Below are 15,809 nucleotides of genomic sequence, written 5' to 3'. Positions count from 1 at the left end.
GGCGTGGTGCGTGCCGACGCAGCGCATTCTACATCCGCGATGGAAATGGGCCGAACTGACTTACCCGCTCAACGCATCAAAGCCGGTGGCGCAACGCATCGACCACCAGATTGAAAGCCGGCGATGACTGGCGCCGGCTTGGGTAGTAGAGATGGTAGCCGGGAAAGGTAGGGCACCAGTCTTCCAGCACGCGCTTAAGACGTCCCTCCGCAACCTGCTCTCGCACCAGATCTTCCGGTAAAAAAGCCAGGCCGAATCCAGCCAACGCCGCCTTAAGTATTGGGGTGCTGCTGTTGAACACCAACTGGCCTTCAACACGCACATTCAGCGCGTCTCCTCCTTTCTCAAAATCCCAGGCAAGGAGCCCCCCGTAGGTCGGGAGCCGTAGATTGATGCAGTCGTGGGCGGCAAGATCTCGAGGCGTCTTGGGCCGCGCCCGCCGCAAGAAGTAGGCGGGCGACCCGACGACGGCCATCCTCATGTCCGGCCCTATGCGCACGGCGATCATGTCTTTTGCGACCTGATCGCCAAGACGGACACCCACGTCATACCGGTCGGAAACGATATCGGTCAGCCCGTAGTCGATCGTGATCTCTACCTTGATGTCCGGGTAGTCGGGCAGAAATTTGGCCAGTTTGGGCCACAGGACGGAATTGGCTGCGTGTTCGGCCGTCGTGATCCGAATAACGCCTGCGGGTTTATCCCGAAGCTCACTCAAGGCCGACAACTCGGCTTCGATCTCCTCGAACCGCGGCGCCAAGGTTTTGAGCAGACGTTCTCCCGCCTGAGTCGGTGAGACGCTGCGCGTGGTACGTGTCAGAAGCCGAATGCCGAGCCTCGTCTCAAGCCCCCGCATGGTATGGCTCAACGCTGATTGGGACACACCAAGCTGCGCGGCAGCCCTGGTAAAGCTTCCTTCGCGAGCAACCGTCACAAACGCTAAAAGATCGTTGAAATTTTCGCGGGGCATGAAGGACCTCAACGGTATTAATGAAAATAATTCATATCTGCATGCCGATTCTACTATCTAGTCAGATAATCAGCCACCCAGTAAATTGACATCATTGCGCGGGACTTGTGATGTCAGCACGACTAGCCACAACCGCCCGGCGCGTGGCCAGAACGAAAAAAGGGGTAATGGAAATGCAAAAACGCAAACTAGGAAACAGCAGTCTGGAAGTGTCGGCTCTCGGCTTAGGTTGCATGGGGCTGAGCTACGGCTATGGCCCGGCCGCGAACAAGCAGGACGCGATCACGCTGATCCGCTCGGCTTTCGAGCGCGGTGTCACGCTTTTCGACACCGCCGAGGCATATGGCCCTTACATCAACGAAGAACTCGTAGGTGAAGCGCTCGCGCCATTTCGCGACCGAGTCGTCATCGCAACAAAATTCGGTTTTAAATTCGACGCAAAGGGTGGGCAGAGCGGCATGGACAGCCGTCCGGAGCACATCAGACAGGTCGCCGAGGCCTCGCTCAAGCGCCTCAAGACCGACGTGATCGACCTGTTCTATCAGCACCGCGTCGACCCGGACGTGCCCATTGAAGACGTCGCAGGAGCGGTAAAAGACCTGATTCAGGAAGGCAAGGTCAAGCACTTCGGGCTTTCGGAGGCGGGCGCGCAAACAATCCGCCGCGCTCACGCCGTCCAACCGGTCACGGCCCTCCAAAGCGAATATTCGCTGTGGTGGCGCGAGCCCGAGAAGGAGATCATGCCGACGCTTGAAGAACTCGGGATCGGATTCGTCCCCTTCAGTCCTCTGGGCAAGGGCTTCCTCACCGGCGCCATCAACGAGAACACGACGTTCGACAGCACAGATTTCCGCAATGTCGTTCCACGTTTCACAGCAGATGCACGGAAGGCGAACCAGGAACTGGTCACTCTGCTTGGCGAGATCGCAGGCCAAAAGAAGGCTACGCCGGCGCAGATCGCCCTTGCATGGCTGCTGGCGCAGAAACCCTGGATCGTGCCCATCCCCGGTACCACCAAGCTGCATCGTCTGGAAGAAAACCTCGGCGGTGCGGCCCTGGAATTGACGCCCGATGATCTACGCGCCATCGAGGGCGTTCTCGCCAAGGTGACGGTGCAGGGGGCTCGGTATCCGGAGCATTTGCAAAAACGGGTTGGCCGGTAGGAGATCGTCGGGGGTTTTGGCAGCCACAAGAGCTGCCACTGCATTAACGACGATTGCGGTTTTGTAGCGGTGGTGTGGTCAGCCTTTCAGGGAAGCCATGTCAATCACGAAGCGGTACTTCACATCGCTTTTCAACATGCGCTCGTAGGCGGCATTGATCTCCTGGATTTTGATCACTTCGATGTCCGAGGTAATGCCGTGCTGCCCGCAGAAATCCAGCATCTCCTGGGTTTCGGCGATGCCGCCGATCAGCGAGCCGGCAACGGACTTGCGCCCCATAATCATCGGGATCGTGTTCAGCAGCGGCTCCAAGCCACCCAGATATCCGACCAAAACCAGCGTTCCGTCAATCGATAGCGTCGACAGATAAGGATTGACATCATGGATGTAAGGCACCGTGTCGATAATCAGGTCGAAACGACCCTTGACCGCTTCCATTTGTTCGCTCTCCGTGGAAAGCACAACCTTGTGCGCCCCCAGGCGGCCCGCGTCCTGTTCCTTGCCCTTCGAGCGGCTGAACAACGTAACGTCGGCGCCCAAGGCATTGGCCAGTTTCAGCGCCATGTGCCCAAGGCCGCCCAGGCCGACAACGGCCACCTTGCTGCCTTTGCCGACCTTCCAGTGGCGTAGCGGCGACCAGGTCGTGATGCCCGCGCACAGCAAAGGCGCGGCGCCCGCCAGATCCAGACCATCAGGGACCTTCAATACGAATTTGTCCGACACAACAATATTCTCGGAGTACCCGCCATAGGTGGGCATGCGGTCATGCCTGTCAATGCCGCCATAGGTGTAGGTCGAACCCTCATCGCAATACTGTTCGTGACCTTTTTCACAGGCTTCACAGTGCTGGCAGGAATCGACCATACACCCCACGCCGACATGATCTCCCTGCTTGAAGCGGGTAACAGTAGGCCCGACGCTCAGGACGCGGCCAATGATTTCGTGACCCGGCACCATGGGGTAAACAGCGTGACCCCAGTCATTGCGGGCGTTGTGAAGGTCGGAATGGCATACCCCGCAATACAGGATTTCGATTACGACATCGTCCGTGCGCGGTTCGCGGCGCTCGAATCGATAGGGAGCCAAGTCATCGGTGGGCGAGTGAGTGGCGTATCCAAGAACATTCATGGTCATTTCGGCCTCATATTTATTCGTGATGGGTTGAGTTCGATTGCGTTGGTCTGCAATCAATTGCTTGCTTAGTAGTGTTCGACGCAAGGGAAGGTTTTTCGGCTTGGCTTGCCGTCACGCGATAGTTGGCAATTTCTCACTTGAGAATTTACCGGGTATGGATTCAACTGACTAGTCACCATAATCAGCATGAGCCTATGAATTAAATTCATAATTGCATTGATAACAGCGCAAGCCGGGAGGCCCACCTATATCTTGAGCCAAATCAAATCCTTTGATTCAGTATTAGCATAAATTGAAACATCGATATGTAATCGCTTAGCCTCAGGAGATTGCCATGCTTGGACGTATCGCACTTGATTTAACCCGAGACCCTAACCAGGCGGCTCGCATACAAACGGCCATACTCCTTGCCGCCCACCACAAGGCCAAGCTCATCGGGGTTTGCACCACCCCCCAGACTCCTCGCTACATGTACGACAAGGATGGGGTACCCGACAAGATCATGACCCCGCTGTTTAAACGAATCGAGGAAGATAAAACCGAGACTCAAGAATATTTCCTGAAAGAAGCCGCGGCGGCCGGCATCAAAGCCCAATGCCGTATGCCCACAGGCCCCGTTGACGAAGTTCTGGCTCTGCAGGCGCGTTTTTCCGACTTGCTGATAATGAGCCAAACCGATAATGCCGAATCGGCATGGGCAATACAGGCGAGCGTCGCCGAATCGGTCATTACCTCAGCGGGCCGGCCAGTCCTGATGATTCCGTATATCGGAACCATGCAACACCCTATCGGTCAGCACGTACTGTTTTGCTGGGACTACGGCCGGCGTGCCGCGCGAGCACTGGCCGATGCCGCCCCGCTACTTTCCATGGCCTCGGAACTAACCATCCTTACCGTTGATCCTCAACCCGAAATGCTGCGTTCGCGGGGCGTCGAGCCCGACGACCTGCGCACCTACTGCGCCGAGCACGGCTATCCTGCACCCAAAGAAATTCACAAGAGCAGTAAAGACGCGAGTATTGGAAACTCCATACTTAACGCAGCAACCGACTATGGCTGCGATCTAGTCGTCATGGGCATCTATAACCGCAGCCGAGTGCGTGAATGGTTACTGGGAGGCACCTCGAAAACTCTGCTCCAATCGATGACCGTGCCGATCCTGTTTTCGCATTAATCCACCAAATTCCCAGCCCAGGGTGCTCAACCGGGTTTCCAGTTGACCCCCTCAGGCCAATTTTCGCGCCCGCCCTCCTATTGATCTCAGCAATTCGAGCGCTCTATCCGCTGCTTTCGCGCCTCCGTCCATGTCTCCACGGACGAACAGGGGGCGAAGCTCCTCAATTTCTTCAAGCTGCGCTATCAACTCAGGCTCGGCAAGCTTGTATTTGCGAAGTACGCTGACCATGCACATGGACGCATGCACCATGTCTTCCGACACCTCGCTTACGCCGATTTCATGCAAAACAAAGTTGACCCAATGCGTACCCGCAAGCATGGCCGCCTCAATCCGGATTTCCCAGTCCGAGTCAGTAAGCCTGGCCAGTGACTGCTCAATACGTTCTGCTTTATCGCGGTGATTTTCCGGGGTCATGGCTGTATCTCTTGACGGACCAGTGCTTCGTAGACGGATATTGCTTGCAATAGCGCGAGATCGCAGTCCTATACCCGACACGGATTCAAGAATTGCCCGATGTACCCACTTTCAAAGAACTGGGTTACCCACAACTATCCAAAGCGGGCTGGTTCGGCGTATGGTCACGACCCGATGCGCCTGTCGAAATTCAGCAAAAATTACGCGACGTCACGCTTGCGTTTTTTCAGCAGCCCGACGTCCAGAAACGTATCAGGGCGCTGGGCATGGAGCCGGGAGGTGCGATGACATCGGAGGAGCTCACGGCCGATTTGCAAGAGGCTTATCAAAAGCAGGCGGCGCTACTGAAGTCAATAAACTATCGGCCTCAGTAGTCGGCTCTGGTGGATTCTCGCAGGCGCTCGGCAAATTGCCTTATTGCTTTCGCAACGTGCCTCCCGCTGGAGTCGCACCGGCGCCTAAAACCTTGCCGTTGATCGTCTGGCCGTACAGGTCGGAACTCGAGTCGTGGTATTTTTTGCGGGTTTCTTCCACTGAGCCTTCAAATCGAGGGTCTTGCGGCCTGTCGTGGGCATTCATGAAATAAGCCACATCCCAGGCCTGCTGATCGGTCAGGGAATAGCCTTTGCTCAAAGGCATATTGGCCTTGATGAAAGCCGCCGCTGTCGCAACGCTGTGCATGCCTGCGCCCCAGTTATACGAGTCGTCGCCCCATAGCGCCGGAAACACCATATGACCATCAGCACTTTGACCCTGGCCGTTGGCGGCGTGGCACAGAACGCAGTTTTCCTGGAAAACCTTCTGTCCGCGGGTGTAATCGGCTTTTTGCGCCGGTGGCGGCAGGCTCTTGAACCCCTGTCCGGCAAGCTTCACACCGGTAGGCGCCCCCTTTGCAAGCCAGTACATATAAGACTCCAGGGCCACAATGGTTTCGCTGTCGGCCGGTGGCATGGCGCCATTCATGCTGTAACGGAAACAGCCCTGAAGGCGCTCCGCCAAAGTGTTGACGTGACCATTTTTGGCCCGGTAGGCCGGGTACAACACATAGGCGGCCCAAAGCGGCGATGCATTCTTGCGACGGCCCGCATCTATATGGCAACTGACGCAGTTCATGCCGTTTCCCACATACTGGCCCGCATGCTCGGACGTTCTCAGAAAAATATCCTGCCCTTTGCGGACCATTTTTCCAAACTCGCCCTCCGGAATGGCATCGGCCGCAGGAGGAGTAAATTCCGGCTCTGAAGCCGCAGAGGATTTCGCAACCGTCCTGGCCGCAGGGCCAGCCGTTTGCGCTCCTGCCGGAAAGGAAACGCCCAACAGCGACAATGCCACAACTCCTGGCGCAAAACGAATGCCGATGGGGATCATTGCTTTGCTCCTTTTGGTTCAATGGCGGTGGGCGCCGATTCGGGGAGTTTCGACAAATAACTCGCGACTGCCGAAATCTGGACCTTGCTCATGCGGCCGGCAATATCGCCCATCAGGGCCTGAGGGCCCGGAGCGCGCTTCTTTTCTTGCCAGGCTATCAGTTGCTCCTGGATATAGTTGGCGGACAAGCCGGCAAGCGCGGGGAAATGCTCGCCCACGCCTACGGCACCCGGCCCGTGGCACTGAAAGCAGGCGGGTATATCGTGGCCCCAATCACCGCGGCTGGCCAGCCACGCACCCACCGCATCTTTTTGAGGATACGTGTCGACGAGCCGGCTCAACGCTTTCGTATTGAACGGCGCAGGCAGTGCCGAGTAATAGCTTGCAACCGCTTTTATCTGTTCGGCACTCAGCCCCTTGGCAATTGGCGCCATGATCGGATTGCTCCGCTCTCCGCTTGCAAAGCCCTGCAGTTGCAACACCAGATAAGCGGCGCCCTGTCCGGCCAGATACGGAAAGCCGGCCGCGGCCATGCCTTCCCCTTTTGCACCGTGACAACTGGCGCAGGCAGGAATTCCGCTGGCTCCGGACGATGCTATGGTTTGACCCACATCTTTTGCCGATTCCGCCCGGGTTGCAGGCACAGAAATCCAAAGCCCCGCAGCCAGGAAGCAACAAGCCCAGCGGTGGGGAAAACCAAAGTTATTGACCATGTGCACCTCCTCTTTCGAGGCAATAGCGATTATGTTCTCTGATCCGACCGCGCATGCAGGATTACTCCTGGATTAACCCGCTGGCGGTCGATTTTAGTTGATCCCGAGTTGAATCGCATACTTTCATTCAGTGCCCAGTGCCGGCGGCATTACGAACCCTCTTCTGCAATGTGGATCAATAAACTTCTGGTTAAACGTAAAAATCGAACGTAGAATTGCTCAACATCGATTGTGCGAGTACTTGCCTTTAACACGCCTGGGTCCCCCCAAGGAGGATTTATGTCAAGTAATCTGCTAGTTGCCAATAGCGATGTGCTGATTCTGCTGGCGCGCCTATTGCTGATGTCATTGTTTCTGGTTACCGGCTGGCAAAAGCTCACCAACTTCTCGGGCACGGTCACCTACATGAGCTCGATCGGTGCGCCGGCGCCCACGCTGTCGACAATCATCTCGATCATCATGGAGTTTTTCGTCGGCATTGCGCTGATCATAGGCGTGTTTACCCGCCAGTTGGCCTTGCTGTATGTGGTCTTCGTATTGGCGACTGCGTTGGTGGGACACCGCTATTGGACTCTCGAAGGCGCAGCGCGCCATGAGAACCAAATCAATTTCTTCAAGAACATGAGCATTATGGGTGGGCTGCTGCTACTCGCCATTACCGGGCCGGGAAGGTTTGCAATAATGCCCTGAGGCATCATTGCAATACCCTCGCAGATGATTCGGTTTCAGGTGACCAGATTGGCCATCGTTGCGATGGCCAATCTGGTCAGGGCAGGTCGAACAGCAACACTTCGGCGTCATGGCCGTTCGAAAAGTCCAATGCCGCTTCGTCCGCAATCTTGGCGCCGTCGCCGGCAGCCATGGGCTGGCCGTTTAGCGTCAGCGCGCCGCGCGCAAGGTGCACATAAGCCTTCCGCCCTGGCGCCAACGCGTAGTCGATGCGCTCGTCGCCATCAAGCAGCGCGACGTGCATCAGGGCATCTTGCACAACCGTCAGCGAACCGTCTCGGCCGTCGGGCGAGGCCACCAGGCACAGCTTGCCGCGCTTGTCGGCGGTGTCGAAGAACTTTTCCTGGTAGTTGGGCTTGATGCCGGTGAACTTGGGCACGATCCATATCTGCAGAAAATGCACCGGTTCGGAGTGTGAGTGATTGAATTCGCTGTGGCGTACGCCGGTACCGGCACTCATGACCTGTACGTCACCCGAACGGATGAACGAACCGGAACCCATGGAGTCCTTGTGTTCCAGGGCGCCTTCCAGAACATAGGAAATAATTTCCATGTCGCGGTGGCCGTGCGTGCCGAAGCCTTCGCCGGGCTGTACGGTGTCGTCATTGATGACGCGCAAGGCGCCCCAGCCCATTTGTTTTGGGTCGAAGTACTCTGCAAATGAAAACGTATGATGGCTATTTAACCAGCCATGTTGGGCGTGTCCGCGATCGGCGGCTTTGCGCAGTTCGATCATGATTGTGATCTCCAGTGATGAGGGAGTTTTGCTTCCATTTGCCTATTCTATTTCTTATAAATTAGATAAAAAAGCGTTATTATTTGATTTAATTGATCTGATTTTTAGATAACAATGCGAATTCCCAAAACAACACTCGAGCAATGGCGCGTATTGCAGGCCATTGTGAAGTATGGCGGCTATGCTCAGGCAGCCGAGGCCCTGCATCGCAGCCAGTCATCGGTCAGTTATGCGGTTGCGCGGCTGCAGGAACAGGTCGAAGTCGAACTGTTGACCATAGAGGGCCGCAAGGCCAGGCTCACCGATAATGGCGAGGCCTTGCTGGCCGCGGCGATCGATTTGCTGGATGACGCCCAGCGTCTCGAGCAACTGGCTCAAAGCCTGGGCCAGGGCCGAGAGGCCGAGGTGCGCCTGGTCGTCGACGTGGCGTTTCCCACGGCGTTGCTGCTGCAGGCGCTGACGCAATTTACTCAACTGGCCGGGCACACACGGGTGCAGCTTACCGAAGTGGTACTGTCCGGTGCCGACGAGGCCCTGCTTAACCAAAGCGCCGATATTGTCATTGGTACCCGCGTTCCTGAAGGGTATCTCAGTAATTTGCTGCTGGATGTGGAATTCGTAGCGGTGGCGCATCCCAGCCATCCCTTACACAGCCTGAAGCGCGAACTCACGGTCGACGATTTGAAGCGGCATATGCAGATTGTGACCCGCGATTCAGGCACCCTGCAACCGCGCAACGAGGGGTGGCTGGGATCGCCGCAGCGCTGGACGGTTACCAGCGTGGAGACATCGATGGCAATGGTAGAGGCCGGGTTGGGATTTGCCTGGCTGCCCCGGCACATGATTCAGAAACGCCTGGAGGAAGGCAGTCTGTGGCCTTTGCCGTTAAACGAGGGCCGGGTTCGCCGGGCTTCACTGTATTTGACCTTTGGTTGTCCGGGCCAGGCCGGCCCCGCTACGCGTCAGCTGGCAGAAACGATCGAGATGACCGTGGCCAGCCATGCATAGCGATCTGGGACGTTCTGGCTATCCGGTAGCAGATTCTCGAAGCCTGGTCATATAGGCCAGGATATCGTCTTGGTACGGGTTCAGTTGTCGCCTTTCTTGCATTGCCTAACGCTCTTCGAACGCCAGAATGACACCGGCGGCTTGAGCCGCTGGCACAATGATCCGCCCGCCGACTTCCCGAACGTGCTCGATCCGCCCTATACGCAGCGCATCGCGCGCACGCTGCAATGAGCCGGTGCGCAGCGTCAAGGCCACGGCGCGCTCGCCCTGCTCCGGCAACGCGCCGGCATCGTCGCCGAACCGCGCGGCGACTCCTTGGGGAAGCAGATAAAGCACCGACACGCCGCCGGCCTGGAGCCGCAGCCCATGTTCGACCGGCACCACAGCACCCGGGCCAAAAGCCCGATCGAGTATCGCGGCTGACGCCGCCGGGTCCTGCGTGACGTACACGTATTCCAAAATTCCATTCACACCGTTTGCATGCCGCTGCCATTCAGTGCGCCAGACCAGGTTCGGCGTCAAGTGCTCGCAGAAAAAAACACGGCCATTGGGGATGCTGTCTGCCGCAATGCGCACCGTGCGAAAGCGGGCATCGTGTGTACCATGATCGGGCAAGTCGACCGGGCGGAAAAAATCGTTCGGCCCGTTTCCTTCCAACGGCACCTGGCGCGCCACGAGCCGTTGCCACAATGCGGCCGCATCCGATGCCTTGAACACCAGCCCGGACAGCCCAAGAGGATGACCCCAGCCATTGGCAAATTTGGCCACGTTGCGCGGCTCGACACCCATCAGCTCAAAATAGTCCGATCCGAATATCGCAAGGTGATTGCTGGAACCCAGCGAATGGTGGCCACGTGGCGTCAGATGAAACCCGAGCCGGGCATACTGCGCCTGGGCCTCGTCCAGGCTCTGGCCCACATGAATGACCACATGATCGACGTGTTCGGAGACGGGATAGCTGCCATCCGCACCGTGTGCCTCACCGCTTGTTACTATCATTTCAATCCCTTTTTCTCATTGTTTACAAGGTCGGGCCATGGCGAAAAAGATCATTACGCCCATTGCACCGCGTTCAAAAACGCGCGCGACGTTCGCCCTCCAATATTTATCCTTTCAACCGTTCATACCCTAACAAAATCAAGGCACACTCTCTTGAGAATATCCGCAAAGCTTTCCTCAGCGGGTATAACCGCCTCACGTCTTTGCGTAATAAGACTGATGGGCGGTAGCCTTTCCTCAAACTGATAAGGTAGAAGTGCAATTTTTCGGTTTCTGCAAATATCCGCTGCAATATCTTCGGCCACCAAAGACAAAAAGGATACGGAAGTCTGCAATACATCCTCTATGACATCAGCCGAATAAGTTTCAATTTTCGGAAAAGGCGGCGGCACATTCGCTTTGATAAAGATTCCCGTAATCATTTTCCCCGTTGGGGTCGCAAAAGACGGCAATATCCAATCCATTGCGGCAAGGGTCTTCAAAGAAATATTTTCCTTTTCCAGTCGCGTAACCAATTCAACATTGGCAATCAGCACCGGACGCTGTGAATACAAAACTTCCTGCCCCAGTTTATCGTCCGCCTCAATAACAGTTGCCCTACCGATCATGCAATCCAGCTCACGCTGCCGCATAAGCTTTACCAACTGATCACTTGTCGCCCTGTGCAGTGAAATCGTGACTTGGTGCAACGTATATATTTCCTGAATCGCTCTGGAGAGCAGGCGACCGGACACCGATGGAATCGCTCCCACATTTAAATGCGCCGTGTGCCCGGCAAGCACGGCCTCAGTTTCACGTCCCCAATTATCCATATCCCGAAGCATGTGCCTGGCGCGGCGCAGTGCCAGCTCCCCCAAAGGCGTCGGCGTCAGGCCACTGGGCGATCGGGAAAAAAGCGGCGACCCGAATATCTCTTCAATATCTTTCAGCGCCTTGCTGGCAGCGGGCTGGCTGAATCCCAAAGCGTCGGCCGCGCGCGTCAAGGAGCCCTGTTTCGAGATTTGCAGTATTAATACCAGATACCGTATTTTTAGCCTGGACGTGAGTCGGTCGCTTATTATTTGCATGCTGAATCGCCATAATCAATCGGTTATGAATTTATAAAAAATAACGATGCCTGGGTTATTTTAAATCCGTATACTGACCTTCAACAGCTATCATTTTTAGACCGGCCCACTATGCCTGATTCGTTTACAACCAGACCCGAAATCAAGGGGACGTTCGGCGTCGTATCCTCCACCCACTGGATCGCGTCCCAGGTGGCCATGGGAGTATTGGAACGAGGTGGAAACGCGTTCGACGCGGCGGTCGCGGGCGGTTTCTCGCTGCAAGTCGTCGAACCACACCTGAATGGGCCAGGCGGTGAAGTCCCCATCTTGTTCTGGAGCGAAAAAGAAAAAAGGGTATTGTCCTTATGTGGGCAAGGGCCCGCTCCGAAACTCGCCAATGCGCAGTATTTTCGCGACAAAGGCCTGGACCTGGTGCCTGGAATCGGTCTTCTGCCAGCCTGCGTGCCAGGCGCATTCAGTGCCTGGCTGACCTTGCTGCGCGATTACGGAACATGGGAACTGGGCGATGTCCTACGCCCAGCCATAGAACTCGCCAGCCAGGGGTTCCCGCTAGTTCCTCGAATCGTACAAGCCGTTGTTGCCGTCCAAGATCTCTTTCGCAAGGAATGGCCCGATTCAGCGGCGACTTGGCTACCGAACGGCAAAATCCCAGACTCGAATGAGCTATTTCGTTTGCCCGCGATCGCCGCAACATACACACGCCTGATCAACGAAGCCAATAGCAAAGCGGACACCCGGCGCGAGCGGATTGATGCGGCACTGTCAATCTGGCAAGAAGGGTTTGTCGCCCAGTCCATCGATCGTTATTACAAAACCCACGCGGTTCGAGACACCACGGGAGAACGGAACTCGGGCTTATTACGCTTGGAAGACATGGCGGAATGGAGGCCTGCTTACGAAGAACCCGTCACGTTGCAATATGGTCGATACACCGTTGCCAAATGCGGGCCCTGGTCTCAGGGCCCCGTATTCCTCCAACAACTATCCCTATTGCGCCACTTCAACGTTGCGGGAATGGACCCCTATTCATCACAATTCATACATTGTTTGGCTGAATCGGCAAAACTGGCTTACGCCGACAGGCTAGCGTGGTACGGCGACCCACTGGCTGTTCGCGTCCCGATCCAAGCTCTGCTATCCGAGGAGTATTCCAGGAAACGGGCCAAGCTGATCAGCGACAAAGCCTCAGACATATTGCGGCCTGGGAGCCCCGAAGGGCACAGTCCGGTTCTACCCGACCTGAAAGCATCGGAACGCACATTGGCAAGCTCCGACATACGTTTCGGCGTTGGCGAACCAACATTTGCGGATCTGCCGCCTGTCGAAACATGGGCTGACAAAGAGATTTTTGTGGGTGATACATGCCATCTGGATGTCATCGATAAACAGGGGAATATGGTATCGGCAACGCCCTCCGGCGGATGGCTGTCCTCCAGCCCGGTTATACCCGAGCTCGGCTTCCCGATCACCACACGCTTGCAAATTACCTGGTTGGAAGAAAACCTCCCTGGAGCCTTACGGCCCGGGTTCAGGCCAACCACCACACTCTCGCCCAGCCTGGCGCTTAAGGATAACCAGCCCTATATGGTATTTGGCACACCAGGCGGAGATCAGCAGGACCAATGGCCGCTGGCCTTCTTTCTGCGTCACACCACCATGGGCATGAATCTGCAAGAAGCAATCGATGCGCCATCCTGGCATATCAACCACTTTCCGGGCTCGTTCTGGCCGCGTGCGACGACCTTGAACCACATCACTCTCGAATCCCGATTCAACGAGGCCTGCATCGCGGAGCTAAGAGCCGCAGGTCACAACGTAAAAATCGGGGATCCCTGGTCCGAAGGGCGGATCAGCGCCTGCACACGTGAATTTACAAAAAACGGCCACTTGTTATTGCGCGCGGCGGCAAACCCCCGCGGCATGCAGGGCTATGCGGTCGGCCGTTAACGATTTCTTTTTATTTAACCAAGAAACCTATGAAGGGAAGGGTTGAACATGAATTTTCTTACATGGAAACCACTACGTGCCGTCCTGCTCAGCCTGCTGTTTGCTCCGTCGCTGGCGCTCGCGCAATGGCCCAAAGACAAACCCATCACAATCATTGTGCCCTGGGCGCCGGGAGGCTCAACAGATATCCTTGCACGACTCCTCTCGCAAAAACTCACCAAGGCGTTGGACCAATCCGTCATCGTCGAAAATAAATCAGGTGCCTCTGGAAATATCGGTTCACAAATCGTCGCCAGAGCAAAGCCGGATGGCTATACCCTGCTTGTGGGCTCGATGAGCACCCACACGATGAATCAAGCGTTATATACAAACATGCCATTTGACGGGGTCAATGACTTCACTCCCATCGCGGAGCTGGCTCTGGTCACCAACACCATGGTCGTCAATGCCTCTCTGCCGGTCAACACCGTAGCCGAGTTCATACAATATGCGAAAGCCAACCCGGGTCGACTGGCATTCGCCTCGGCCGGAATTGGATCGACCAACTACCTATCGGCCGCTCTGTTCGACAGGGATGCAGGTATAAAGATGATGCATATCCCCTATCGAGGCGGGGCGCCGGCCGTGCTCGACACGGTGGCCGATCGCACGCAAGTATTATTCACGGCATCGACTCAGTCCCTTCCTTTCGTCAGGTCTGGAAAATTGAAGCTACTTGCCGTTACAGAGGGGACGCGCTCGACCCTGTTCCCGAAAGTCCCGACCGTTGGTGAAACCCTCCCCGGCTATGAGCTTACGGTGTGGTACGGTTTTTTCGGGCCCAAAGGTATGGACCCGGCCCTGGTTGCACGTTTAAACAAGACAACCAACCAAATTCTGGCGCAACCCGAGGTCATAAAGGCCATGAACGATATCGGCGTGGTGCTGGTCAACTCCAGCCCCGAACAGTTCGCGAAGACGCTGCGACACGATGCCGACAAATACAACAAATTGATCCACGAATTAGGGATCACTGTGGAATGATGCCATCCCAGCAAACACCGACGGTAAACAACATGCAATCGCCCGAAAATTTTATCTGCATCAAGGCAAAATCCTTCAATGATGAGGCTCCCTTGGAGCTGTTTGCCGCCGCCGATGCCTGTGCCTTCCCTGTTTTGAGACATTCGCAATGCACCATCAACCGCTTTGACGCGCAAAAAATGCAACTCACGCGGCTTTATAGTTCGGACACCAAGAAGTACCCTATTGGCGGTACCAAATCAAAATCCGATACGGGATGGGGGCGCCATGTGTTATTGGATAAACGACTATTTGTGGGCGAAGGAACAGCCGCCATCAAGAAATCGTTCGACGACCATGAGCTGATTATTGCCCTGGGCCTACGCTCTGTCATCAATGTCCCCCTGGTATCCAAAGACACATGCCTGGGCACCCTGAATTTTCTATCGCGCGTCGAGCACGTCACGCAAACGCAAATAACTTTTGCGCAACTGCTAGGACTACTAATCACTCCAACGGTACAGGCTTTTCAAGGTCTTAAGCCCACGTAAAGACGGTTGCTCAGCGCTCACAAACGGGCTTCCCCCGCCCGGGGTAAAATTTTTGCTCATACTACCGTTTTGGCCAGGGAGCAGTGAGCTTTATGAACGACCATGAAGAGATATTCCGGTCACTGGAAACGCAGGGCTGGGCTATTTCCGACTCCGTCATTCCGTTGTCGTGGCACATTACCTTGCTGATGCAGGGCTGGCATCTGTGGGAAACCGGGCACTTCTACATGGAGGGGATTGGCCGCAGTGCAAGCGATGCACGGCGACCCGACATCCGCGGCGACACGATCTGCTGGATCTACCCCAATTCGCCTCAAGCCAACCACCCTTTTTTCAGATGGATGGCGCAGTTTCGCCAAGAGCTGAACGAGCGCTACCACCTTGGCCTGCGCAGCCAGGAGTTTCACTTTGCGCGTTATGGCAAGGGCAAGGGCTACATAAAGCACATCGACCAGCATCGCGATAGCGATCACCGGAAAATATCGATCGTGCTGTATTTAAACCTGCAGTGGAATCCCATGCATGGCGGCGAGCTTTGCCTGTACGAGCCCGATGATCCCAATGTGGAAATACGGCGAATCCCACCGATGGGAGCGAGGTTGGCGGTTTTTCACAGCGGCCTGATTCCGCACGCCGTACTGCCATGCCAGCAAACGCGCTGGAGCCTGGCCGGTTGGCTACGCTCGGACGAGCCTGTCGGATAAGGAATCCACTAAGCGACTCGAACTGTTTTTGTTTGAGATTCTATAGTTTTAATCAAGCCTTTTTCAGTAAAAAACGATTTAAATCGAACGGCTTTTGGCTACGCCATAGGGCAAAAGCGATACT

Annotated in this window: 17 protein-coding genes; 9 read left to right on the top strand and 8 right to left on the bottom strand. The window is 55.9% G+C overall.

All coding sequences use genetic code 11. The features are described from left to right. Positions 1–76: 76 nt before the first annotated feature. Positions 77–970 carry a LysR family transcriptional regulator gene (locus tag EDC26_RS06840; protein ID WP_132580862.1) on the bottom strand — a complete coding sequence of 298 codons (894 nt, stop codon included), beginning with the start codon at positions 968–970 and terminating at the stop codon, positions 77–79. 173 nt (positions 971–1,143) lie between these two features. Between EDC26_RS06840 and EDC26_RS06835 the strand changes: the two genes are divergently transcribed. Further along, the gene (locus EDC26_RS06835) at positions 1,144–2,133 is read left to right on the top strand and encodes an aldo/keto reductase (RefSeq protein ID WP_132580860.1); all 990 of its coding nucleotides are present in this window, start codon (positions 1,144–1,146) and stop codon (positions 2,131–2,133) included. Positions 2,134–2,211: 78 nt separating this feature from the next. Here EDC26_RS06835 and EDC26_RS06830 read toward each other — a convergent pair whose 3' ends face one another. Then, positions 2,212–3,261 carry an NAD(P)-dependent alcohol dehydrogenase gene (locus EDC26_RS06830; protein WP_207915085.1) on the bottom strand — a complete coding sequence of 350 codons (1,050 nt, stop codon included), beginning with the start codon at positions 3,259–3,261 and terminating at the stop codon, positions 2,212–2,214. Between the two features lie 340 nt (positions 3,262–3,601). On the opposite strand from EDC26_RS06830, the gene EDC26_RS06825 reads away from it, so the two are divergent. Then, positions 3,602–4,441, top strand: coding sequence for a universal stress protein (locus EDC26_RS06825; protein WP_132580856.1), 840 nt, complete (start codon positions 3,602–3,604; stop codon positions 4,439–4,441). A 51-nt stretch (positions 4,442–4,492) separates the two neighbouring features. Here the strand turns inward: EDC26_RS06825 and EDC26_RS06820 are convergent, their stop codons facing one another. Beyond that, on the bottom strand, positions 4,493–4,858 hold the full coding sequence (locus EDC26_RS06820) for a thiamine pyrophosphate-dependent enzyme (RefSeq protein WP_132580854.1): 366 nt from the start codon (positions 4,856–4,858) through the stop codon (positions 4,493–4,495). Between the two features lie 59 nt (positions 4,859–4,917). Between EDC26_RS06820 and EDC26_RS06815 the strand changes: the two genes are divergently transcribed. Further along, entirely contained in the window at positions 4,918–5,232 is a 315-nt protein-coding gene (locus tag EDC26_RS06815) for a tripartite tricarboxylate transporter substrate-binding protein (protein WP_132580852.1), read from the top strand. Positions 5,233–5,272: 40 nt separating this feature from the next. On the opposite strand, the gene EDC26_RS06810 is transcribed toward EDC26_RS06815, so the two are convergent. Further along, positions 5,273–6,226 carry a c-type cytochrome gene (locus tag EDC26_RS06810; RefSeq protein WP_132580850.1) on the bottom strand — a complete coding sequence of 318 codons (954 nt, stop codon included), beginning with the start codon at positions 6,224–6,226 and terminating at the stop codon, positions 5,273–5,275. After that, positions 6,223–6,837, bottom strand: coding sequence for a c-type cytochrome (locus EDC26_RS06805; protein ID WP_243700823.1), 615 nt, complete (start codon positions 6,835–6,837; stop codon positions 6,223–6,225). The genes EDC26_RS06810 and EDC26_RS06805 overlap by 4 nt, the downstream gene beginning before the upstream one ends. Before the next feature lie 381 nt (positions 6,838–7,218). Here EDC26_RS06805 and EDC26_RS06800 point away from each other — a divergent pair, with 381 nt between their 5' ends. Next, positions 7,219–7,629: a DoxX family protein gene (locus tag EDC26_RS06800; protein ID WP_132580846.1), complete on the top strand. Its 411-nt coding sequence runs from the start codon at positions 7,219–7,221 to the stop codon at positions 7,627–7,629. A 76-nt stretch (positions 7,630–7,705) separates the two neighbouring features. On the opposite strand, the gene EDC26_RS06795 is transcribed toward EDC26_RS06800, so the two are convergent. Continuing rightward, the gene (locus EDC26_RS06795; protein WP_132580844.1) at positions 7,706–8,404 is read right to left on the bottom strand and encodes a pirin family protein; all 699 of its coding nucleotides are present in this window, start codon (positions 8,402–8,404) and stop codon (positions 7,706–7,708) included. Between the two features lie 114 nt (positions 8,405–8,518). Between EDC26_RS06795 and EDC26_RS06790 the strand changes: the two genes are divergently transcribed. Further along, positions 8,519–9,412 carry a LysR family transcriptional regulator gene (locus EDC26_RS06790; protein ID WP_132580842.1) on the top strand — a complete coding sequence of 298 codons (894 nt, stop codon included), beginning with the start codon at positions 8,519–8,521 and terminating at the stop codon, positions 9,410–9,412. A gap of 105 nt (positions 9,413–9,517) precedes the next feature. Here EDC26_RS06790 and EDC26_RS06785 read toward each other — a convergent pair whose 3' ends face one another. Both EDC26_RS06785 and EDC26_RS06780 read right to left on the bottom strand, forming a co-directional pair. Beyond that, positions 9,518–10,411: a VOC family protein gene (locus EDC26_RS06785; protein WP_132580840.1), complete on the bottom strand. Its 894-nt coding sequence runs from the start codon at positions 10,409–10,411 to the stop codon at positions 9,518–9,520. Positions 10,412–10,533: 122 nt separating this feature from the next. After that, entirely contained in the window at positions 10,534–11,478 is a 945-nt protein-coding gene (locus EDC26_RS06780; RefSeq protein WP_132580838.1) for a LysR family transcriptional regulator, read from the bottom strand. 111 nt (positions 11,479–11,589) lie between these two features. On the opposite strand from EDC26_RS06780, the gene EDC26_RS06775 reads away from it, so the two are divergent. The 4 genes from EDC26_RS06775 (at position 11,590) to EDC26_RS06760 (ending at position 15,685) form a co-directional block, all read left to right on the top strand. Next, positions 11,590–13,428, top strand: a complete 1,839-nt coding sequence (locus tag EDC26_RS06775; RefSeq protein WP_132580836.1) for a gamma-glutamyltransferase family protein — start codon at positions 11,590–11,592, stop codon at positions 13,426–13,428. Positions 13,429–13,476: 48 nt separating this feature from the next. Further along, positions 13,477–14,451: a Bug family tripartite tricarboxylate transporter substrate binding protein gene (locus EDC26_RS06770; RefSeq protein WP_132581425.1), complete on the top strand. Its 975-nt coding sequence runs from the start codon at positions 13,477–13,479 to the stop codon at positions 14,449–14,451. Positions 14,452–14,483: 32 nt separating this feature from the next. Further along, a complete protein-coding gene (locus EDC26_RS06765) occupies positions 14,484–14,981 on the top strand; it encodes a GAF domain-containing protein (protein ID WP_132580834.1) in 498 nt (165 codons plus the stop codon). Between the two features lie 92 nt (positions 14,982–15,073). After that, positions 15,074–15,685 (top strand): 2OG-Fe(II) oxygenase, encoded by a 612-nt coding sequence (locus EDC26_RS06760; RefSeq protein WP_132580832.1) that lies wholly within the window; start codon positions 15,074–15,076, stop codon positions 15,683–15,685. Positions 15,686–15,809: the final 124 nt, after the last annotated feature.

Origin of the sequence: Paralcaligenes ureilyticus, from assembly GCF_004346225.1 — a bacterium.
GTDB lineage: Bacteria > Pseudomonadota > Gammaproteobacteria > Burkholderiales > Burkholderiaceae_B > Paralcaligenes > Paralcaligenes ureilyticus.
Note: the sequence above shows the minus strand (reverse complement) of the source record. Positions and strands in the feature narration are given on the sequence as shown.